The organism is Dyella choica, from assembly GCF_003977665.1.
Lineage (GTDB): Bacteria > Pseudomonadota > Gammaproteobacteria > Xanthomonadales > Rhodanobacteraceae > Dyella_B > Dyella_B choica.
Map to the genome: position 1 here is coordinate 404,323 of NZ_RYYV01000001.1, position 21,464 is coordinate 425,786.

Sequence of the window (21,464 nt, forward strand, 5' to 3'; positions counted from 1 at the left end):
TTTCGCGCAATTGCATTGGCCAGGGTGGATTTGCCGCTGTTGGACGGACCGAGTATGCATATGCGTTCTCCCAGGTCCGGGAGCTGCACGTGCTTGGATGCCGCGGCTGGAATCCGGCGCACAAACTCTCCCCTGTTTCTTTGGTCGGCGAACTCTACAACATCAGGCCCCCTATGCCCGGCCGGACCTCTCAATGATCCTTGTCATGGGAATTGAGGACTGACCAGACTTGAGCAGCGCCATCTTTTGGCTCCGATCGATAGCCAGTAGGCGGCACATGACCGCGCTGGGAGAGAAGAAAAAGTCCAAGCAGCGCGCTGCCCAACACGGGAATGATCCAGATGATCAAGATTTGCAGCACCTTCTGTGCGTCCGCTGTAACCCGCATCGACCGCAACAGCTATCGAAACCACCGTATTCAAAGCGGCCAAGGCAAGCCATGCCGTTCGAAACCACTCGTGTGCGTTCATAAGCCCCTTTGCTTTGTTCGTAGTGTATGACGACTCCGCTCATCCTCCGCAATGCCGGCTAACGCAAACTTTGCAGAGCCGTTTTCACTGCGATTCATCCAGCTGTCCGACAGCTGAAACCCGCCCGATTTCGTTCAGGATGCAGTTGCCCTCATTCGCCTAGCGTCTGCTCGCCACGTCAGAAGAACGCGGCGTTCCCCACTCGGAGGTTACCCTATGCGCAAGTCCATTCTCGTTGCCGCCATCGCCACCGCCAGCGTGCTGAGCATCCCCGCTTTCGCTCAAGTCACTGCCGGCGGCGCTGTTGGCGCAGGCGTCGGTGCGGGTGTGAACGCAGGTACGGCCTTGCACGGCGCAACGCAAACGACGACCGGCGCGACCCAAGCGGCTAGTGAGACCGTCGAGCACACGGCTCGCAAAGCCAAGCACACGGCGCACAAGGCTACGCATACCGCCGCATCGACTGCTGACGAAGCCTCGACCACCGCCAAGAAGACCACAATGGGCGCAACTGAGCCCGCCGATGCCAAGGTGCAGACCGGCGCTTCGGTGAACGGAAATGCGGGTGCCGCCAATGCCAACGCCGGCATCAGTGCGAATGCGGATGCTGCTGCCGGCAAACAGTGATCGTTTGACATAGCGCATTTCGTCGTAACGACCAAGCCGGATCCCTCGGGATCCGGCTTTTCTGCATTCAACGCTGCCGTTTTCGCGCAGGGAACTTTACGTCAATGGCCCGCGTTCTCTGCCGCTGCCTGTTGCAAGAATCCGTCCCTGACGCGCGCCAGCAAGCTCTGAAACAAGACCAGCTCGTCCGTCGATAGGCCGGCGAGCGCATTTTTGAGCCTGCCCGCATTCATTTCCATCGCACGCGTGATGACCTCGCGGCCCTTTTCCGTGAGCTTGGCGAGCAAGCGCCGGCGATCCTGCGGATCACCGGCCGACTGCACCAGGCCATCTTGTTCCAGCGAATACATCAGCGCGGAAACGGTCGCGCGCTTCACTTGCAGCGCGGCAATGATGTCCTGGTGCGGAACCAGGCGACCACCGGCCCCCCACAGCAAGGCAAGGGTCTGAAAGCGCGCTTGCGAACCGGCCGTGCCTTCCAGCCATTCGTTCAAGACATTGGTGATCTGCTGGGTGGCGGAGCGCAGGGCAAACACTGTTTCCACGCGCTGGAATGCCTCGGGAGGAAAACGCTCCAGATAGGCCTGGCGCAGGTACTGGGGTGGAAAGACCGGGCCATGGGGGGAATCGGGGTTTTTCAATGACATGACCTCTTCCGGAACAATTCCTCAGCTGAATTGTATGGCTTAGTACAAATAAGTTCCATTGTAAAAACAATTACATAGAAAATAGTATGTCAACGAACTGTATGTTTATTGACTAATTCCTCGAACGAGAATATTGTCTGCCTCCATACAAATCGCAGCACGGCACGCGATCGGCGCCTGCCGGCCGGTGAATTGGAGAGTTGGACATGACCCCTGCAGAAGAACCGGAAGGCGCCAAGCCCTTGCCCGCCCGGCCACCCTGGTCCCGCAAAACCCGTATCACGGCGAGCGTGGCCGCTGGGGCGCTGCTGGTGAGCGGCATTGCCTATGCCGTCGTGGCCGGCCATGAGGTTTCCACCGACGATGCCTATACGGATGGCCGGGCCATCACGGTGGCGCCACACGTCGCCGGCTACGTCAGCGCGCTGGAGGTAACGGATAACCAGTTCGTGCACCGGGGACAGGTACTGGTGCGCATGCAATGCGCGGACTATCTCGCCGCCCGTGACCGAGCCCAAGGTGCGCTGGAATCAACGCAAGGCCAGTTGGCTGCCGCGCAATCGGAACTGGCGCTGGCCAAGATCACCTACCCCGCCAAGTTCGCCGCGGCCCAGGCCACGCTCGCCACGCAACACGCCAATCTGTTCAAGGCGCAGTCGGAGTTCCTGCGCCAGCACGACATCCCGAAAGAAGCCACCACTTCCCACGACATCGACTTCGCCACCGCCGAACGCAACGCGGTGACAGGCGACGTGGCGCAGGCGCAGGCGCAATTGCGCATGGCCGAACCGGTAAGCCTCAATATCGATGAAGCGCAAGCCCATGTCGTGCAACTGCACGGCGAAGTAAAGCGCGCCCAGGCCGATCTTGATCAGGCCAAGCTCAATGTCGGCTGGTGCGACATCACTTCGCCGCAGGATGGCTGGGTCACCAAGCGGGGCGTCGAGCAAGGCGATTACGTCCAGGTCGGCCAGCAACTGTTCTCGATCGTGAGTCCTGAAGTGTGGGTAACGGCCAACTTCAAGGAAACCGAACTCACCCACATGCGCGCCGGGCAGCGTGTATCCATTGCAGTGGATGCCTACCCAGGACTCAAGCTGGAAGGGCACGTCGACAGTATCCAGCTGGGCTCCGGGGCGAAATTCACCGCCTTTCCCGCGGAAAACGCTACCGGCAACTTCGTCAAGATCGTCCAGCGCGTGCCGGTCAAGATCGTGATCGACTCCGGGTTGGACCCCAAGCAGCCACTGCCGCTCAATCTTTCGGTCGAACCGACGGTAGCGCTGCCATGAACGCGGTGTCCGAGGCGCAAGGCATGGCCTGGAAACCGCGCGCCAATCCGTGGCTGATCGCACTGGTGGTGACGCTCGCCGCGTTCATGGAAATCCTCGACACCACCATCGTCAACGTCGCCCTACCCCATATCGCCGGCAGCCTTTCGAGCAGCCCGGATGATGCGACATGGACACTCACCTCGTACCTGGTCGCCAACGGCATCGTGCTCACCATTTCCGGCTGGCTGGGCTCGGTGATCGGCAGGAAACGCTACTTCCTGATCTGCATCGCCATGTTCACCGTGTGCTCGCTATTGTGCGGGCTGGCGCAAAGCCTGCCGCAGCTGATCGTGTTCCGTTTGCTGCAAGGTTTCTTCGGCGGCGGCTTGCAGCCGAATCAGCAAGCCATCCTGCTCGATTCCTTCGAACCGCGCAAACGCGCCGCAGCGTTCGCCATCACGGCCATTGCAACGGTCGTGGCACCGGTGCTCGGTCCCCTGCTCGGAGGCTACATCACCGATCATGCCTCCTGGCGCTGGATCTTCTTCATCAATGTTCCGGTCGGCATTTTTGCGTTCTTTGCCATCGGCGTGCTGGTGGACGATCCACCGTGGGCGGTGAAGCGGAAACGGTCGGTCGACTACATCGGCCTGTCACTCATCACGCTAGGCCTGGGTTGCATGCAGGTGATGATGGACCGTGGCGAAGACGAAGGATGGCTGCACTCCCCCTTCATCGTGCATCTGGCGATCCTGGCCGCACTCGGCATTGCCGGTGCTGTGCTGTGGCTGCTGGTCGCCAAGAAGCCAGTGGTCGATCTACGCGTGTTCAAGGACCGCAACTTCGCGGTCAGCTCGATCCTGATCATCGGCATGGGCATGATCCTCTATGGCAGCGCCGTGCTGATTCCGCAATTTGCGCAAACGACGATCGGCTATACCGCCACCTGGGCCGGCCTGGTGCTGGCACCCGGTGGCGTGGTGATCATTCTGCTCATCCCGTTCGTCGGACGGCTGATGAAGGTGGTGCAACTGCGTTACGTCATCGCAATGGGCTTCACCGTCATGGCGTTCGCGCTTTGCTATTCGAACACCCTGGTGCCCTCGATCGATTTTCGCACGCTCACCACGATGCGCAGCCTGCAGACGGCCTCGCTGGGGTTCCTGTTCGTCCCGATCAGCATCATGTCGTACCACAGTCTGCCCAAGTCGCTCGGCGCAGATGCGGCAGCGCTGTTCGTGATGTTCCGCAATGTTTCGGGCTCGGTCGGGATTTCCATCGCGACCGCGCTGGTTTCGGAGCGCACGCAAGCGCGCCAGGCGCATTTGTCGACGTGGCTGACGCCGTTCAATTCGTCTTTCAATGCGCTGGTCGCCCGGAATGAAGCCGCGTTGCGCTCGCTTGGCCGGGCGGCCGGCAGTTTGCACAGCCAGGCCGTTGCCTACGCCTTTCGCACCCTGGAACACCAGGCCGCCGTGCTGGCGTATAGCGACGCCTTCATCTACAGCGCCGTACTCGCGGCATTGATGGTTCCCGCGGCCATGCTGCTTTCGCCGGTCAAAGACGGCCATGCGTCGGCACCGATGCATTAATGAGGATCAAGCTCATGCACGCTTTCAAGTCTTCGATAATGGCGGCCGCCGTGCTGCTGGCCGGCTGCACCGTGGGCCCGGATTTCACCCGACCCGACGCCAAGTTGCCGACAGCCTGGTGCTCGGCGCACTGCCAACAGAACAGTGCTATACCGAGCAAGCCAACGGCTGCGCCCATCCCCGCCTCTTGGTGGACCTCCTTCAACGATATGGAACTGACCAAGCTGGAGGAACGCGTCGCCGACGCCAACTTGGATCTGAAAGTGGCCTCGCTCCGTCTCGCCGAAAGCCGTGCCGAACGCTCGATCACGGCGGCTGATCAATATCCCACGGTCAACGGCAGTGCGAGCGCTGTGCGCGAACGCGCCAGCGCCAATGGCGTGATGAGCATCGCCGGCGCGCTCACCCAGCCGACCAACGCAGCGACGGCAGCGAACGGAACCGGCAGTGGCGTAGTGACCACTCCCGGCAACGGCAAAGCTTCCTCGGGCCCGGCTCCGTTCAACCTGTTCCAGGCCGGCTTCGATGCGTCCTGGGAACTGGATCTATGGGGCCGCGTGCGACGTGAGATCGAAGCCGCGGACGCCTCCGTGGAAGCCCAGGCAGATGCACGCCGCGACCTATTGATATCCGTCATGGCCGAAGTCGCGCGCGACTACATCCAGTTGCGTGGCTACCAGACCGACTACGCCATTACGCTCGACAACCTCGCCGCCGCCAAGAATGCCGAACGCGTGACCCGCGAACGGCAGGCGCACGGCCTCGCGAGCGAACTGGACGTAGTGGAGGCCGCCTCGCAGGTGTCGGCCGAAAACGCGCTGTTGCCGCAGCTCGCGCAGCAGCAGGATGAAAGCATCAATCGCCTCAGCTTCCTGCTCGGCCAGGCACCGGGCGCGCTGCGTGCCGAACTGGAACAAAGCAGGCCGGTACCGCCTACACCCCCGGTTGTTCCCGTGGGGCTTCCTTCCGACCTGGCGCGGCGGCGCCCGGACATCCGCGAAGCGGAAGCAACGCTGCACCAGGCCACCGCGGAAATCGGCGTGGCCACGGCGGACTTCTATCCCAGCATCACACTCTCAGGCAGCGCCGGCCTACAATCGCTGCAGTTCAACCAGCTAGGCAGCTGGGCATCGCGCCAGTTCAGCATCGGCCCATCGATCAGCCTGCCGATCTTCGAAGGCGGCCGGTTGAAGGCGACGCTCAATCTACGCAAGGCACAACAGCAAGAAGCAGCCGTGAACTACCAGCGTGTCGTGCTCGCGGCATGGCATGACATCGACAACGCACTGACTCAGTATTCTTCGCAGCAGCTTCGCCACGATCAGCTGCAGGCCACCGTGCAGAATGACCAAAAGGCGCTGCGGCTGGCACAGACGCAATACACCGCGGGCACGGAATCCTTCCTGCAGGTGCTCGATGCGGAACGGCGCTTGCTGTCCGCGCAGCAGGATCTCACTGACAACACTACCCAGATCTCGGCCACGCTGGTGTCGCTTTACAAGGCACTGGGCGGTGGCTGGGAAGCGACTTATCCGGAAGTGGTTGCCAATGGCCTCGACGCGACACCTGCCGATAACGAGCGGCACTCGCTTGCCCTGAACCAGGCGCCGCGCGCCTAACCCGGAAAAAGAAGGCGAATATGGGCAAACCTCTCACGTCTAAGGCTGGCGGATGCAAACCGCGCTCACCGCCTGCAGAACACTACGCCATCGCCAGCTCGCTGCAAGCACCCATCGAAGCGATCCATAAAATCGCGCAAGTCTGCCGCAGCTTGCGGAATGCCACCCACACCATGGAAAGACTGGTTCGGCTAGCCTCGGGCAGCAGCGACTTGACGCTGGCGCATTGGCTGGTATTGGTTCACTTGTCGAAGACCTCCAGCTGCAAGCAAGCCGATTTGAAATCCGCTACCGGCTTCGCGCCCGCACACCTGACAAAACTGCTGGACGAGCTGGTGGACCGGCGCCTGGTTCATCGGCATCGCTCTTCGTGGGACCGCCGGCAAATCCTGCTGGCGTCGACCGGAACCGGAAGAGAGACAGCGCGCAAGCTGCTGCTGTCGTTGAGCCAGCTTGCGGGTAAGGCGAGGGTAGAAGCCATCGAAAGCTTGAGCTCATCCTTGGAGGGATTCGTCTCCATGACGGCAAACGACGGATGGCTGGATGGGACGGGCACCGAGAGCAAGGTCCCCGACGACCACCCCACCGTGTGACATCGGCTTTTTTTGCAGCAATCAGCGCATCTGTGCACGTTAGTCGATCAGGCATTTTCCCAAAGGAATTCGCTCAGCTTGCGCAGCTCATCGAACTGGCTGGCCAGTTCGAAGCTCAGCAGGAAGGCGCCGACGTAGAAAGCTCCCTGGTATTTGACCGACCAATCGAGCACCGGAGTGGCGAGACGCCGCCGTATCACGGCGTGGTTGAGCAGGAGGCAGATCACGACACCCAGAACGGCGCCGGCCAATACATCCGTTGGGTAATGCATGCCCAGATAGATACGCGGAAAACAGATGAAGGCAATGGTGTAGACGAACGCGACAATGCCGAGCCGGCGAGAAGCCAGGTAGACGCCGGTGGCCACCGCGCACCACATCATCGCGTGATCACTGGGAAACGAACTCCACGAACGCAGGACCGGAACCCTGCAAGTGGAGACTTCTGCGGGGAAGCGCAATGCCAGTGCAGGATCGGCAAACGGGCGAAGCCGGAACGGCAGATAATGAGCAAGAAGCCTGCCTGTGAACAACGCAAGCATCGTCGCCACTGCGGTGCAGATGACGATTTCACGATCACGGCGCACATCGGGCCCGTTACGGAACCAGATCCACCACAGCAGACAGATCAAGCCGAGGCCGCGCGTGAAATAGAACTTTTCGATGGCCATCGCCATGTAGTCGAAAAGCGTCGATCGAAATGCAAAGTGATTAACGAACCTGAGAATGGCAAGGTCGAAAGCATTCATTTTAGGTACGGACTACTGCAAAGCGGTGACGTCCCACTCATCTACTCATTGGACCGTGGTCCAAATGTGAAAAGCAGTTTGCGGCAGTGGTCCGCCGCAAGCCGTATTCGGCTGCGGTTTTGCATTCGACGAGGAAGAGCGGTCCAGCACGTTGGGCCTTACGCCATCAACACCGAAAGGCCATGAATGCTCAGGGGTCGCCGGTAGGAACGATGGCGGCCGTTTCCATCATCAGGATGACCGCCCGCTCCGGCGCTCGAGTGCGGTGCACGACCCCTTTGGGGACTACGTAGCCCTGCTGGGGCTCAAGTTCGATCGATTGCCCCTCGAGATCGATGATGAAGCGTCCGTCCAGGACAAAGAACAGTTCGTCGTCATCATCATGCTTGTGCCAGTGGTACTCGCCCTGCATGACCCCCAGGCGCAAAACCGAGTCGTTGACCTTGCACAAGGTCTGATTGAACCACTTGGCCTGGACCTGAGAAACGACGCTGGGGATGTCGATCACGCTTAGCGAAGGGAACAGGATGTTCAAGTGGGTGGTATAGGGATAATCGTCTGGTTGGTTCATGATCTGCCTCGAGCGATTGGCCGGATGCCAAGCTTGGTAAGTCACACCGGATCTTTCTCGTACCGTACAACCGCGTCCGGCAGTTTCACCCAGGCATGCCGCCGGCACTCATAGACAGAATCCTGCGGCGGCGGGAAACCAGGGTCGGCAAAGGCGCCGATCGCCACCATGACATATGGGTCGGCGCCTTCTTCGGTATGAAACACATTGCTGCCGCAAACGGGACAGAACCGGAAGCGGAACTTCGCGCCCTGGTCGCCAGTGCGGACGAACTCGGTGGCCTTGCCGGCAACCGTGTAAGGCGAGGCGAAAGCTGCAAGCGCAGCAAACACACTGCCCGTGCGCTGCTGGCATGACAGGCAGTGGCAAACGCCCGTGCCAAGGACTTCGCCTTGAACTTCTATGCTTAGCTGCCCGCAACAGCAGGAGGCCGTTCTGCGCGACATAATGGTCCCCAAGAAAGTTTTAGGACTAGAGCGCATGGTACGCCTTCCTGACGCAGGGGATGCAATCAGCAATGACCTCTGGCATTGGTCCTTCCCACCACGAGTTCGCATGCTGGTCCGGCTTTTTTTCCATTGCGGAGCTTCGAGTGAATGCCTGGCGCCGTTCTCTGCTTGCCTCGTTGCTGTGCCTTGTCGCCGTGGGGACAACCGCCCAGCGCGCACCCCAAAGACAGGCGTTCGATCTGCGAGTGCCATGGATACCGCAGCCGGTAAGCGTGGACGGCAAGGCGTCGCTGGTCTATGAGTTGCACCTTACCAACTATGCGCAGGAACCCCTGAAGCTTGAGCGGCTGAGCGTACTCGACAATCGGGATCATGTGCTGGCCGAATGGGGGCCTACTTCCCTCAATCAGATCATCGGTCGGCCCGACCACCCCGCGGATCATGACAATGGCTTGCTACCTCCCGGTATCACTGCCGTCGCCTACCTGTCGGTTCCCATGGACGACAACCCGGAAGCCGCGGCCCGAATCACGCAGCGCATTTCGTATGCAACGAGTTCGGGGCAAACCTTCAGCGTCGATGGCGGAGCCTTCGCGGTCGATACACGCAAGCCGTTGCAGTTGGGACCACCGTTGCGTGGCGGTCCCTGGGTAGCGATTTATGATGCCCGCTGGGAACGCGGTCATCGGCGCGTCATGTACGCGATCGACGGAAGTGTGCACATCCCCGCACGTTTCGCGATCGACTGGATCCGCGTAGGCGCGCATGGCGGCTACGCGCGCGGCGATGGTGCCGCACCTTCGCAGTGGTTCGGCTACGGCGCCCAGGTGCTGGCCGTGGCGGACGCGGTGGTAGCCTCCACCGGTGAAGGCATTCCTGAACCGCTTACCCTGGCCGAAGGTATCGCGCACAAGGTTCCGCTGGAGAACGCGGCGGGGAACTATGTGGCACTGGCCCTTGGCGATGGGCGCTACGCGTTTTACGAGCATCTCAAACCGGGCAGCATCAAAGTCAAACCAGGCGATCAGGTGCGTCGTGGGCAGGTGATCGCGCAATTGGGCTTTACGGGTGAATCCACCGGACCTCATCTGCATTTCCATGTCAGCGATGCGAATGCGCCGCTCGATGCAGAAGGGTTGCCTTATGCGCTTGACCCTTTTCGCGTACTGGGCGCCTACCCGTCCATTGAAACCTTCGATCAAGGGAAGCCGTGGCTGCCCTCGGACAAAGCGGGTGGAGACGTACGCACCGGCGAATTTCCAGCTCCGTTGTCGGTGGTCGATTTTGGTGGCGCCGCCATGCCTTGAGCCGTTGCTGGCATCCGTGGATTTCGTGAAGGAAAGCAACGCTGCATAATGAGCCTGGAGGCAAGGATTCTTTCGCCTGACGCACGACTGTCTGCCAAGCGGCATGGCTTCGATCCGTGCGCCCACGCGCGTAGAGTGGACAACATCTCGCGGATTGTCCCCACTGCGCAGCACAGGAGTCCCAAATCATGGCGGCCTTCCCTTCCTCGCCATTGCTCGGTCGGCTTGGCATCCGGCTACCCATCATCCAGTCGCCGATGGCGGGGGTATCTTCGCCCGCCATGGCTGCGGCGGTCAGCAACTACGGTGGCCTCGGCTCGCTTGGCGTCGGCGCCATGACGGCATCGCAAGCGCGCGAAGCGATTCATCAGTTCCGTGCCCTGAGCCAGGGGCCGCTCAATGTGAACGTATTCGTGCATCAGCCGGCGCAGACCAATCCGCCAAAGGAAGCGGCATGGCTCAAGCGTCTGGACTCGCAGTTCGGGCGCGCAAAAGCGCAGCCGCCGGCAACCCTGCACGAGATCTACACATCCTTCCTCGTCGACGACGACATGCTTGCCATGCTGGTGAAGGAGAGACCGAAAGTCGTTAGCTTTCACTTCGGCGTGCCGCGTCCGGACCAGGTCGCCGCGCTGCGTCAAGCGGGCATTGTGCTGCTGGCATCCGCCACCAATGTGCAGGAAGCCAAAGCACTCGAAACGGCAGGTGTCGATGCCATTGTCGCGCAGGGCTACGAAGCAGGTGGACATCGCGGTGTGTTCGATCCGGATGGTGAAGACAATTGCCTAGGCACATTCGCTCTCACACGTTTGCTGGTACGCACGCTTGGCATTCCCGTCATTGCAGCGGGAGGCATCATGGACGGTGCTGGCATTGCTGCAGCATTGAAGTTAGGCGCTGTTGCCGCTCAATTGGGTACCGCCTTCATCGCCACCGACGAGTCCCTGGCGGACCAGGGATTTCGCCAATTGCTGTTCAGCGACGCCGCGCACCACACCGTGATGACGCGTGTGATTTCCGGACGGCCTGCACGCAGCCTCGCGAATGACTTTACGCGCTGGGGCGCGGGTGTGCCCAATGATGCGGTGCCTGATTACCCGATTACCTACGACGCAGGCAAGGCGTTGAATGCGGTCGGGAGGGCCGCAGGGTTGAGTGGCTATGGTGCGCACTGGGCGGGGCAAGGTGCACCGTTGGCGCGGGCGCTGTCTACCGAGGCGTTGATGGAGGCGTTGGAAAGAGAGCTTGAGCGAGTGCTTGGTTGATACCGGTGCCTCGTTGAGACTTTCTCCATCAAGAAGCCTTGTTTCGGGTAGGCTGGGGTGCAAACCTCAGCTTTGCCATGCGCGCAAATCGCGATGTTGGGGTTTGCACCTCAACCTGCATGCTGGGATTGCCATCCCAGCCTACGGGTGTTGGCGCTGGACGGCTTCGCTAGGCGCGCTCCCGAACCTGTAGCAAACTTCCGGCTGCCGCCATCCACGCATACACCCTGAGGCACGCCGTATGGACCGCATCGACGCCATGAAAGTCTTCGTTACCGCACTGGACGAAGGCAGTCTCGCCGGTGCGAGCCGGAAAACCGGACGCTCTGCTGCGGCGGTGAGCCGGGCGATTGCTTTCCTGGAAGCGCACGTGGGCGTACCGCTGCTGCATCGGACTACTCGCTCCATCAAGCTGAGCGAGGCCGGCGAACGCTATGCGATGGCGTGCCGGAAGCTGCTGGCGGATCTGGAAGAAGCGGACCGCCAGGCGGCGGGAGAGAAGTCGGTGCCCCGCGGCACGCTCACGATCAGCGCTACCGTCTACTCGGGAGTGGAATTGCTGCGCCCGATCGTGGATGCGTTCATGGAGCAATACCCGACCGTCAACGTACGCATGTATCTGCTGGAACGGCCGGTCAACCTGATCGATGAAGGCATGGACCTGGCCTTGCGCATTACGCATCTTGCCGATTCGACGTTGGTTGCCCTTCGTGTCGGCGAAGTTCGCAGGGTCGTGGTGGCGTCACCACGCTACCTGGCCACGCATCCGCGCATCGAAGAGCCTGCGGACCTGTCCAAGCACTCGGTCATCGCCCTGCAGCATGCCGGCGTGGATTCGTGGACTTTCCCGCCGCAGAAAGGTTCGTCGGTACCGCGTGCGGTGCCCGTCACGCCTCGCCTGGTGGTAAACAATGTGCGTGCAACCATTGCGTCCACTGTGGAAGGGCATGGCGTCACACGTTTGCTTTCCTACCACGTAGCGACAGAAATCAAGCAGGGTTTGCTGCGCATCGTGCTTGCTGATGCGGAATCGGCGCCGATTCCGGTGCATATCGTGTCACCTTATGGCCGCCTTTCCGTACCCAAGGTGCGCGCCTTCGTCGATTTCGCCCTGCCCCGCCTGCGTGCGCAATTCACGCGCCTGGCGAGGGATGCAGAAACCCGGCCGGAGGCGCCGATTCCACCGCGCCGCGGAAGAATGTCTGCCGGTTAGCGGAGATTCGCTAACCCCCATGATGAGCCTAAATTGAAGGTGTCGGCGCTCCACGACTCATTCGGCAGCGCGCTGGCTTTCCTTCCTTCAGAGATCATCATCATGAACAGCTCACGCAAAGTCGCCATCATTACCGGCGCATCCCAGGGTATCGGCGCAGGCCTGGTCAAGGCATTTCGCGATCGCGATTATCGCGTCGTGGCCAACTCGCGTTCGATCAAGCCGTCCAGCGATCCGGACGTACTGACCATTCCCGGCGACATCTCCGATCGCGCCGTGGCCGAGCGCATCGTCAAGGAAGCAACGGCCCACTTCGGCCGCATCGATACGCTGGTCAACAACGCCGGCATCTTCATTGCCAAACCGTTTACCTCCTATACCGCTGAGGACTACGCCAACATTTTGGCAATCAACGTCAACGGCTTCTTCCATATCACGCAGCTGGCCATCGCCGAGATGGAGAAGCAACGCAGCGGCCATATCGTAAACGTCACCACGACACTGGCCGAATACGCCATCGACGGAGTGCCCTCGGTGCTGGCTTCGTTGACCAAGGGTGGCCTCAATGCGGCGACCAAGTCGCTTGCCGTCGAGTACGCCAAGCGGGGCGTTCGCGTCAACGCGGTAGCGCCGGGCGTGATCAAGACCCCGATGCATGCTCCCGAAACCCATGCTGCGCTGGCCTCGCTGCACCCGGTCGGCCGCCTGGGCGAGATCAGCGACATCACGGACGCCGTGCTGTTCCTGGAATCGGCCGGTTTCGTCACGGGCGAAATCCTGCACGTCGATGGCGGCCAGAGCGCCGGCCACTAAACGCTTCGGGGCGGGCGCAACGCCCGCCCCGCCAACAGAGTCAATCGTCATGCCTATCGTCAACATCAAAGTGACCCGCGAGGGTTCCGGTCCCGGCCGTAGCGCCATCACCGCCGAAGAGAAGGCGGCCCTGATCAAGGGCGCCAGCCAGCTGCTGCTGGAAGTTCTTCACAAATCGCTCGAGTCCACCTTCGTCGTGATCGAGGAAGTCGAACTGGAGAATTGGGGATGGGGCGGATTGCCGGTTCCCGAGTACCGCAAGCGATTGCAGGCCAAGCCGAAGTAATCCATTCGACCACGCCTCCCTGAATTCGGCATGGCGAACATGGTGTCACTGATCGGCGTTGCACACAGCGTGGCGGAACTCGTTATTAGTGCCATACGCCGGTTTCAATGCTTGGATATACCGCGTTTTGTCACTGCAGGCTGAACGTTGCCTGATTTTCCACGCCGGCATGTCGCCCAGGTCCATGCACAAAATGCCGGCAAAAATGGGTTGCGCTGTGTGATTGGGCAGGTCTTGCCATCAGCAATGGTCCGACGCACTTGCAAAACACTCACCTGCGCACATGAATTTCTTCACTCTCGCAGGATGTCTTACTGCATCGTCAATCGACAGTAACAAAATCGTCATACCTTGATTCTAGTTTGAACGAGTCACCCCACACTCCTCCACGACGCGTGCTTCTCTCGCGTCAAGGATGGGCTTTTCCCTGTCGAGGCTCGTTTCATGCAAGTTTCAACTTTAACTAAGGCAATTCTAAGCTGTATGGCAGTCGTTGGGCTTGGTGCGTGGAGTGCGCCGGGTTACGCATGGGATCAAAGCACCCTTGCATCCGGTGACCATGGACCGTCCAACGCCAATGCTTCGGTAGCGGCGGACAGCGACGACGACAAAGATGGGGACAAGAAGAAAGTAAAGGACCTGCAGGGCGTGCACGTGGTAGCGCCACGCACCACCGAGGAAATGGCCCGCCTTACCCAGCAGGATTCGCCGAACCTGATCAATATCCGCACCGGCGACGAAATCCGCTCGTTGCCCGACGTCAACACGGCCGAAGCCGTGCGCCGCATTCCCGGCGTTTCCATGGAAACGGACGAAGGCGAAGGCCGCTACGTCAACATCCGCGGCCTCGATGCCGACTTGAACAGCACGACCTATGCCGGTGTGCGCCTGCTGCCGACCAACAATGCATCGCCCTTCGGCGGCTATCGCGGCGTAGCGCTGGACTCCATCCCCACCGGCTTCATCGGCGCGGTGGAAGTGACCAAGTCGAACCTGCCCAGCCAGGATTCCGAAGCGCTCGGCGGCACCATCGAAGTCCTGCCCAAGACGGCGCCGGATGAACAAGGCCCGTTCCTGGAAGGCGACGTGGGCGGTGGCTATGAACCGTTGCGCAGCACCGGCGTAAGCAACTTCTCGCTTACCGGCGGCGGACGTTACGGCCCGTTCTCGATCGTACTGACCGCCTCCAGCCACATCGACTCGCGCGGCATCGATGACGTCGAACCGGCGTACTTCAACGACAGCGCGCACCCGTACCAGGCGGTCAATGACATCGAACAGCGCGACTACGAGTTGCATCGCCGTCGGCACGGCTACGCCATCGACATGGGCTATCAACCCGACGACGACAACGAGTGGTACTTCCGCGCTTTCGAAGCGGGCTACACGGAAAGCTACAAGCGCCAGTATTTCGACGTCATCCCGGACGGCAACACCACGGTGTCGTCGAGCGGCACGCTGCAGGATACGCTGACCTTCCCCAACGCCCTCACCAAGTCCCTACGCGACGAGGAGGAAACCTCGCGCGAGCGCTTCTACATGCTCGGCGGCAAGAACGAGTTCAAGGGCAGCGACACCACGATCGATTATCACGTCGCCTATGTGGAAGGCACCTACAATAAACCTTACGACTACAACTCCACGTTCACCTACAACTCGCCGACGGGCGCACAAGGCCAGGTCCACTATGGCCCCACCGGCCCCGGCAGCGTGCCGCTGTACACCATCACCAATGCTCCGGGCTATCTGGACCCGGCGAACTACACGCTGTCAGCCATCAACAACAGCACTGCGCACAACTTCGATCGCGAGATGACCTACGCCATCAACTCGAAGACCGATGTCAACTGGGGCAGCCTCAGCGAACAGTCGCTCAACTTCGGCCTGAGCGTTCGCCAGCGCCACAAGCAGACCAATTCGCAGCCGTACGCTGTGGCGACCACTCCGATCTCCCTGAGCAACGTATCCAGCGGCGCGCAGGAGACCTATTACGATGGCAACTACCAGAACGGTGAAGACATCATTCCGGGCGCGCTGCAGCGCATTTTCGGCTACGGCACGGTCGGCCCCAACCAGGTGCTGAGTTCCGAGCAGCAGTTCCTCGACGTGCACGAGGATGTGTATGCCGGCTATGGCGAATACATGGGTACCTACGGCAATCTGGGGATTCTCGCAGGCGTTCGCTACGAACAAACCAACAACCGCAGCAACGCGTTCTCCGCCGGCGTGGATGCCAACGGCAACAACTTTGCCAACCCGATCAACAGCCGGCACCGTTACCACAACTTCTTCCCCAGTGTGCAATTGCGCTACGACCTGGGCGACGACATGCTCCTGCGCCTGGCTTACTCGTCGACCATCGCCCGCCCCGGCTTCAATCAGAACAATCCGGCCTTGTCGGTGGACCTGGGCTCGGGCATCGTCACCACCGGCAACCCGGCGCTCAAGCCAGCCACGGCGAACAACATCGACTTCAGTTTCGAGAAGTACCTGCCGGGCGGCGGCATTGCGTCCATCGGCGTATTCGACAAGGAAATCTCCAACTACATCGTTGCCGTACAAACCACCCAGGCTTTCGACAGCAGCCTGTTCCCCGGCAACTCCCAGCCGCTGCGCGTCTATACCTACCAGAACGCCGGCTCGTCCTTTGTGCGCGGCCTGGAATTGAATTGGAACCAGCAGTTCCAGGGCCTGCCGGACTGGCTGCAAGGCCTGGGTGCCGGCGCCAACTACACCTGGGTGGACTCGCGCTTCGAAATTCGCCCGGGCGAATACGCCATGCTGCCGTCGACATCGAAGAACACGTGGAACGCGTCGCTGTTCTACAAGCGTGGCGGACTTTCGCTGAATCTGGCCGCCTATTCGGTATCGTCCGATCTGTTTGCGATCGGCGGCGACCGCACCAGCGACGTGTTCAACGCCACCCGCACGTCCATGGACTTCGGCGCCAGCTATCAATTCCCGCAGAACTGGACGATCTATTTCGACGCGAAGAACCTGCTCAACACGCCGCATGCGTTCTACCAGGGCACGCCGAACCGTCCGATCCAGCGCGAGTTCTACGACGTGACCTTCCTGGCGGGTGTCCGCTTCCAGTTCTGAGCGCTGGCGCTGAGAGCTTAGGTCATCACCTTGAGCGCGTAGGCTGGGATGACAATCGTAGGCTGGGTTGCAAAACCCAGCATTGCCATGCATGCGCCTGCGCGATGCTGGATTGTCATCCCAGCCTACGCGCTGTCATGAATTCGTAACCTAATTCAGGCTTGCTAGTCGACTACCAACCTCAAAGGACGAGGCCGCCACTCCATCCTCCACGCAACAAGTTGAACGCAACACCATGAAGATCCTGCTGGTCGAAGATGACATTGATACCCGCTCTTACGTCTCCGCGGGACTGAAGGCGCGAGGGCATTGCGTCGACGAAAGCGGCAATGGCAGCGATGGCCTGTCGCGCGCCAGCGCACAGGAGTACGACGTCATCATCCTCGACAGGATGCTACCGTCGATCGACGGCATGAGCGTGCTGCGAAGCCTGCGCAACGGCGGCGCGCATGCAAGAATACTGATGCTCACGGCACTGGGCGATGTGGACGCGCGCATAGAGGGCATGGAAGCCGGTGCCGACGACTATCTCGGCAAGCCGTTTGCGTTGAGCGAACTGCTCGCACGACTCAATGCCATTTCCCGCCGCGGCGCCTATACAAGCGCGGCTACCACGCTGCAAGTGGGTGACCTGGAACTGGATCTGATCGCTCAGCGCGTTACCCGCGCCGGGCGACAGATCCATTTGCAGCCGCGCGAATGGGATCTGCTCAAATACTTTGCCTTGCATGCCGGCGAGGTGATCACACGCGCCATGCTGCTGGAACACGTCTGGGGATTTCAGTCATCGTTCCAGAGCAACCTGGTCGATACGCACGTCTGCCGGCTTCGCAGCAAGATCGATCGGGATTTCTTCGGACCGCGCCTGCTTCGCACGGTGCGGGGCGAAGGTTATAGGTTGTGCGCAAAACAAGGTCACTGATGTCCCACCCGGCAAGTTCGCTGCTTGGCGCCTCACTCTTCAAGAGCGCCGCATTTCGTCTTGCGGCCCTGCAGGCGTTCCTGTTTGCGCTGGCCGCCCTGGTCTTGTTCCTGGTTTCCTGGCTGGCGGCGCGCAACTACATCGAAGGCCAGCTGCGCCAGGATATCTCCGACGAAGCCGCAGAAGTGGCGGTACTGCACGCCAACGTGCGCGCCGATGCTGTTCGCAGGGTGCTGGCCAGGAGGCCCCGGACTCCGTTCGACTACGGTCTGTTCGAGCGTGACCATACGTTGATCGCCGGCGACGTACGGCAAGAGCCGGCCATTGGCTGGAGCAAGGTAGACCAGCGCGAAGAACACGCGCGAAGCGGCGGATACGTGCGCCGCATGCTGGTACTCGCCACCACCCTGGACGACGGCCGGATACTGGTGGTAGGTCGCGACCTGGCGAGCGTCGAGCAGCTGGACTCCCTGCTGAAACGCACGTTTACCTGGGCCAGCCTGGCTGTGGTCTTGTTGGCGCTGATGGGCGGCATGGTTACCGCGCTCAGCTATTTGCGTCGCGTGGAAGTGGTCGCCTCGGCAGCCTCCCGCATTGCAGCGGGCGATCTGGGAGCGCGTGTTGCGGTAACCCGGCGCGGCGACGAGTTCGATCGCCTTGCCGTGTCGTTGAACAGCATGCTGGAACGCATCCAGACCCTGGTGGAAGGGATGCGCCAGGTGTCGAGCGATATCGCGCATGATCTGCGCACCCCGCTTACTCATCTGCGTCAGAAGCTGGAAACCGCGATGCAGGAAGCCACCAGCATCGAAAGCTACGACCAGGCCTGTGAACGCGCCCTGGCGGATGTCGACGGTGTACTGGAGACTTTCAGCGCCTTGCTGCGCATTACCAAGGTCGAGAGCCGCCAGCGGCAGGCCGGCTTCGCCGAGGTGGCACTTTCCCCCTTGTTGGAGCGGCTGGCGGACGACTACCGGCCCATGCTCGAAGATGACGGGCGTATGTTGCACACCGATATCGCGCCCGGAGTCCAAGTGCATGGCGACGCCTTGCTGCTCACGCAAATGGTCGTCAACCTGATCGAGAACGCCCTGCACCATACTCCGCCCGGCACGCCGGTCCGCCTGAAGCTTGAAGCTTTAGATAAGCTTCGCCGGGTCATCATTGAGGACGCCGGTCCGGGCATCCCGGCGCACGAACGCACCCGTGTGTTGAAGCGTTTTGTGCGCCTGGATGCTGCGCGTACCACGCCCGGCAATGGTCTGGGCCTGGCCCTGGTCGCTGCGGTAGCCGATCTGCACCAGATCGCGCTGACGCTCGCCGATGCCGGCCCCGGTTTGCGCGTGCAGCTGGACTTCACTTTCCCCCCAAACATCAGCAAGGGAGTCACCCCATGAACAAGAAAATCGCGCAGGCACTGGCCCTGGCGGGTCTGCTCTGCACGCCGCTGTGGGCCGCGGCGCAAGGCCAGGATGCCTACAAGGTCACGCATCAATATGCGCTCGGCGGCACGGGCGGCTGGGACTACCTGACGCTGGACCAGGCCGGGCATCGCCTGTTCATTGCGCGAGACGACCGGGTGATGGTGGCTGATTCGGCCAGTGGCAAGCTGCTGAAGGAAATTCCCGGCATGCAGCATGTGCACGGCGTCGCCCTGGTGCCCAGCCTGCACCGCGGCTATGCCAGCAACGGCCACGGCAACAATGTCAGCGTGATCGACCTGGATACGCTCAAGGTCACCGGTCATATCGCCGTCAGCGGCAAAGACCCGGACGCGATCATCTACGATCCGGCTACGTCGCACGTGCTGGCCATGAATGGCGACAGCAACAACATCAGCGTGATCGACCCGGCCAGCGGCAAGGAACTGGGTACGATCGCGCTGGACGGCAACCCGGAGTTCGCCGTCAGTGACGGCCAGGGCAATGTCTACAACAACATCGAGGACAAGGCCGAGCTGGTGCAGATCGACAGCAAGGCCGGCAAGGTGCTGCACACCTGGTCGCTGGCGCCGTGCGAAGGCCCCACCGGCCTGGCGCTGGATGCAGCCAACAAGCGGCTGTTTTCCGCCTGCGCCAACGGCTGGCTGATCGTGACCGATGCGACGGACGGCCATCAGGTCGCCAAGCTTCCGATCGGCAAGCAGCCCGATGCCGCTGGCTTCGACCCTGAGACGCATGAAGTCTTCGCATCCAGTCGCCAAGGCGTGCTCAACGTGTACCACCAGGATTCGGCCGACCAGTACTCCAAGGTGGCGGATGTGCCGACCATGAAGAGTGCGCGCACTATGGCGCTCGATGCGGATTCGCACCAGATCTATCTGGTGGGTGCGAAGGTGGCGGAAAAAGGGAAGCCGGTGAGCGGGTTCACGCTGCTGGTGGTAGGGAAGTAGCCATACTTCGCGCTTCCACTCCCTGTCGAAATCAGCGCCCGCTCCCCTTCGAGGGAGCGGCTTGGAGTGAAAGCATAGGCGCAGGTTGGGGCTCCAACCCCCAACCTGCGGTGGGCCGCCGTTCACCTCGGGGACATAGGGAACCAGCGAGACTGCGTGGTTTCAGATACCACCGCATCCGTCTCACGGGAACATGCTCGTGCCGTACCGCAAGACCTTTCGACACCCTCTTCAGCACCAATTGGCGAGCCTCCTGGTGTCGACAGCCTGCCTGGCCTTGGCCCCCGCAGCGGCGGCGCAAAAAAATTCGGCACATCAGCCAAGCGCATCGCAGCTCAACATCCAGGTCAACGATGATCGCATGACGTTGAGCATGGCCCGCTTTCCGCAGATTTATCTCTACGGGCCGATCGACGCCGACGCGCCGCAACGATTCGAATCCCTGGTGAGCTCCGGTCGCATCAAACCCGGCTCGGACATCTATTTGAACTCGCCCGGCGGCAGTGTCGAGGCAGGTATCGCGCTGGGCCGCCTGTTCCGGCAAGGTTCGATGGTTACGCACCTGGGTACGCCGCGGCCGCCCAAGCAAAGCCTTTATGTGAACAGGTCCGCGCTGTGTGAAGGCGCTTGCGCCTACGCCTATCTAGGTGGCCTGTATCGCTGGGCAGTCAGCGGCAGTGACCGCATCGGCTTTCCGACTTATCCAGCGCAGCAGACGCCTGTACCAGTCGCCGCGTACCTGAAGGACATGGCTATCGATCTGGGCGCGCTCACCGCCACGTCCGCCGGATCTGCGCCTTCGACCGGAGCTTCATCGGATCCAACGGCGTGGCTGAATGGGGATCAGATGATCGCCAAGGGCCTCGCCAACAATGGCCGGCAGAACCTGATCGCAACCTACAAATATGGGCAAGGCACGCCATCTCTCGAACTCAAGCAGGCCGACCGCAACGGCGAGCACGAGATCAGCTTCCTGTGCAAACCAAGCGGCGCGGAACTCACCACCTACGACACCATTGGCGCCGTGCGCGCCAAGCACATCGTGGCGCGCGAACTGCGCTCGTACTTCGAACTCAATCAACAGGAAACCCTGCCACAGCAGGCTGGGGCCACGGCGGTCGATCAATCCGTGGTGCTGCATCGCATCTACCCGTTAAGCCGGCTGCCGCAGTTGGCCTCTGCGCAGGCGATGGGTGCATGGGTACGCGATCGCACCGGCATCCGCTACGGTTTCGCCTTCGAAGTGGCCGGCGTGAGAAAGGTGCTCAGCGATTTCTACAACGCCTGCACGCTGGCGACGCAGCAACATTCCTGAAACATTCTTCCGCGCAAGCGGCTTGCATTTGGCCGATTCGGCGATGGCTTCGTGGTCAGCCATCGCGCTTTTTTGGGCTCTACTAAGCCTCAGCTAAGACTTGCAATCAAAGCAAGCTAGTGCCGGCTCCCGCTGTGACTCTATATAGATCAGGACGCGATCGGAACCGGGCGTGACGTCGGTCAACGCCCGCGCGTCATCGTGTTGCAACAAAAACACGCCATCCAGGCCTTACGCATGGCGATTCGGTTCGTAACT

General features: G+C 61.2%; 19 protein-coding genes. 15 read left to right on the forward strand and 4 right to left on the reverse strand.

Features of this window, described 5'->3' with window-relative positions; translation table 11 throughout:
* Positions 1-686: 686 nt before the first annotated feature.
* On the forward strand, positions 687-1,097 hold the full coding sequence (locus tag EKH80_RS01975; protein WP_126683031.1) for a hypothetical protein: 411 nt from the start codon (positions 687-689) through the stop codon (positions 1,095-1,097).
* Positions 1,098-1,198: 101 nt separating this feature from the next.
* Here EKH80_RS01975 and EKH80_RS01980 read toward each other — a convergent pair whose 3' ends face one another.
* Positions 1,199-1,744: a MarR family winged helix-turn-helix transcriptional regulator gene (locus EKH80_RS01980; protein ID WP_126683032.1), complete on the reverse strand. Its 546-nt coding sequence runs from the start codon at positions 1,742-1,744 to the stop codon at positions 1,199-1,201.
* Positions 1,745-1,950: 206 nt separating this feature from the next.
* Between EKH80_RS01980 and EKH80_RS01985 the strand changes: the two genes are divergently transcribed.
* From EKH80_RS01985 to EKH80_RS02000, 4 genes are all read left to right on the forward strand, one after another.
* Positions 1,951-3,036, forward strand: a complete 1,086-nt coding sequence (locus EKH80_RS01985) for an HlyD family secretion protein (protein ID WP_126683033.1) — start codon at positions 1,951-1,953, stop codon at positions 3,034-3,036.
* Positions 3,033-4,610 carry a DHA2 family efflux MFS transporter permease subunit gene (locus tag EKH80_RS01990; protein WP_126683034.1) on the forward strand — a complete coding sequence of 526 codons (1,578 nt, stop codon included), beginning with the start codon at positions 3,033-3,035 and terminating at the stop codon, positions 4,608-4,610. The genes EKH80_RS01985 and EKH80_RS01990 overlap by 4 nt, the downstream gene beginning before the upstream one ends.
* Before the next feature lie 14 nt (positions 4,611-4,624).
* On the forward strand, positions 4,625-6,229 hold the full coding sequence (locus tag EKH80_RS01995; protein WP_230473364.1) for an efflux transporter outer membrane subunit: 1,605 nt from the start codon (positions 4,625-4,627) through the stop codon (positions 6,227-6,229).
* Between the two features lie 173 nt (positions 6,230-6,402).
* Positions 6,403-6,822 (forward strand): MarR family winged helix-turn-helix transcriptional regulator, encoded by a 420-nt coding sequence (locus tag EKH80_RS02000; RefSeq protein WP_196240320.1) that lies wholly within the window; start codon positions 6,403-6,405, stop codon positions 6,820-6,822.
* Positions 6,823-6,869: 47 nt separating this feature from the next.
* On the opposite strand, the gene EKH80_RS02005 is transcribed toward EKH80_RS02000, so the two are convergent.
* The 3 genes from EKH80_RS02005 to EKH80_RS24530 form a co-directional block, all read right to left on the reverse strand.
* Complete coding sequence (locus tag EKH80_RS02005; protein ID WP_230473365.1) at positions 6,870-7,499, reverse strand: phosphatase PAP2 family protein; 630 nt, start codon at positions 7,497-7,499, stop codon at positions 6,870-6,872.
* Between the two features lie 262 nt (positions 7,500-7,761).
* Positions 7,762-8,142, reverse strand: a complete 381-nt coding sequence (locus EKH80_RS02010) for a cupin domain-containing protein (protein WP_126683037.1) — start codon at positions 8,140-8,142, stop codon at positions 7,762-7,764.
* A 41-nt stretch (positions 8,143-8,183) separates the two neighbouring features.
* Positions 8,184-8,843: a GFA family protein gene (locus EKH80_RS24530; protein ID WP_484481965.1), complete on the reverse strand. Its 660-nt coding sequence runs from the start codon at positions 8,841-8,843 to the stop codon at positions 8,184-8,186.
* Between EKH80_RS24530 and EKH80_RS02020 the strand changes: the two genes are divergently transcribed.
* From EKH80_RS02020 to EKH80_RS02065, 10 genes are all read left to right on the forward strand, one after another.
* Positions 8,735-9,898 (forward strand): M23 family metallopeptidase, encoded by a 1,164-nt coding sequence (locus tag EKH80_RS02020; protein ID WP_158628716.1) that lies wholly within the window; start codon positions 8,735-8,737, stop codon positions 9,896-9,898. The two genes, EKH80_RS24530 and EKH80_RS02020, sit on opposite strands and share 109 nt — an antisense overlap.
* Positions 9,899-10,086: 188 nt before the next feature.
* Entirely contained in the window at positions 10,087-11,163 is a 1,077-nt protein-coding gene (locus EKH80_RS02025) for an NAD(P)H-dependent flavin oxidoreductase (RefSeq protein WP_126683039.1), read from the forward strand.
* Between the two features lie 241 nt (positions 11,164-11,404).
* Positions 11,405-12,376, forward strand: a complete 972-nt coding sequence (locus EKH80_RS02030; RefSeq protein ID WP_126683040.1) for a LysR family transcriptional regulator — start codon at positions 11,405-11,407, stop codon at positions 12,374-12,376.
* 102 nt (positions 12,377-12,478) lie between these two features.
* On the forward strand, positions 12,479-13,189 hold the full coding sequence (locus tag EKH80_RS02035) for an SDR family NAD(P)-dependent oxidoreductase (protein ID WP_126683041.1): 711 nt from the start codon (positions 12,479-12,481) through the stop codon (positions 13,187-13,189).
* 49 nt (positions 13,190-13,238) lie between these two features.
* Positions 13,239-13,475 carry a tautomerase family protein gene (locus EKH80_RS02040; protein WP_126683042.1) on the forward strand — a complete coding sequence of 79 codons (237 nt, stop codon included), beginning with the start codon at positions 13,239-13,241 and terminating at the stop codon, positions 13,473-13,475.
* Positions 13,476-13,958: 483 nt separating this feature from the next.
* Entirely contained in the window at positions 13,959-16,577 is a 2,619-nt protein-coding gene (locus tag EKH80_RS02045; RefSeq protein ID WP_230473367.1) for a TonB-dependent receptor, read from the forward strand.
* 235 nt (positions 16,578-16,812) lie between these two features.
* Positions 16,813-17,499 (forward strand): response regulator transcription factor, encoded by a 687-nt coding sequence (locus EKH80_RS02050; RefSeq protein WP_126683044.1) that lies wholly within the window; start codon positions 16,813-16,815, stop codon positions 17,497-17,499.
* Complete coding sequence (locus tag EKH80_RS02055) at positions 17,499-18,896, forward strand: sensor histidine kinase (RefSeq protein WP_126683045.1); 1,398 nt, start codon at positions 17,499-17,501, stop codon at positions 18,894-18,896. Before EKH80_RS02050 ends, EKH80_RS02055 begins: the two co-directional genes overlap by 1 nt.
* Positions 18,893-19,891 carry a YncE family protein gene (locus EKH80_RS02060; RefSeq protein WP_126683046.1) on the forward strand — a complete coding sequence of 333 codons (999 nt, stop codon included), beginning with the start codon at positions 18,893-18,895 and terminating at the stop codon, positions 19,889-19,891. The genes EKH80_RS02055 and EKH80_RS02060 overlap by 4 nt, the downstream gene beginning before the upstream one ends.
* A 256-nt stretch (positions 19,892-20,147) precedes the next feature.
* The gene (locus EKH80_RS02065) at positions 20,148-21,206 is read left to right on the forward strand and encodes a hypothetical protein (RefSeq protein ID WP_230473368.1); all 1,059 of its coding nucleotides are present in this window, start codon (positions 20,148-20,150) and stop codon (positions 21,204-21,206) included.
* The last annotated feature ends 258 nt before the right edge of the window (positions 21,207-21,464 follow it).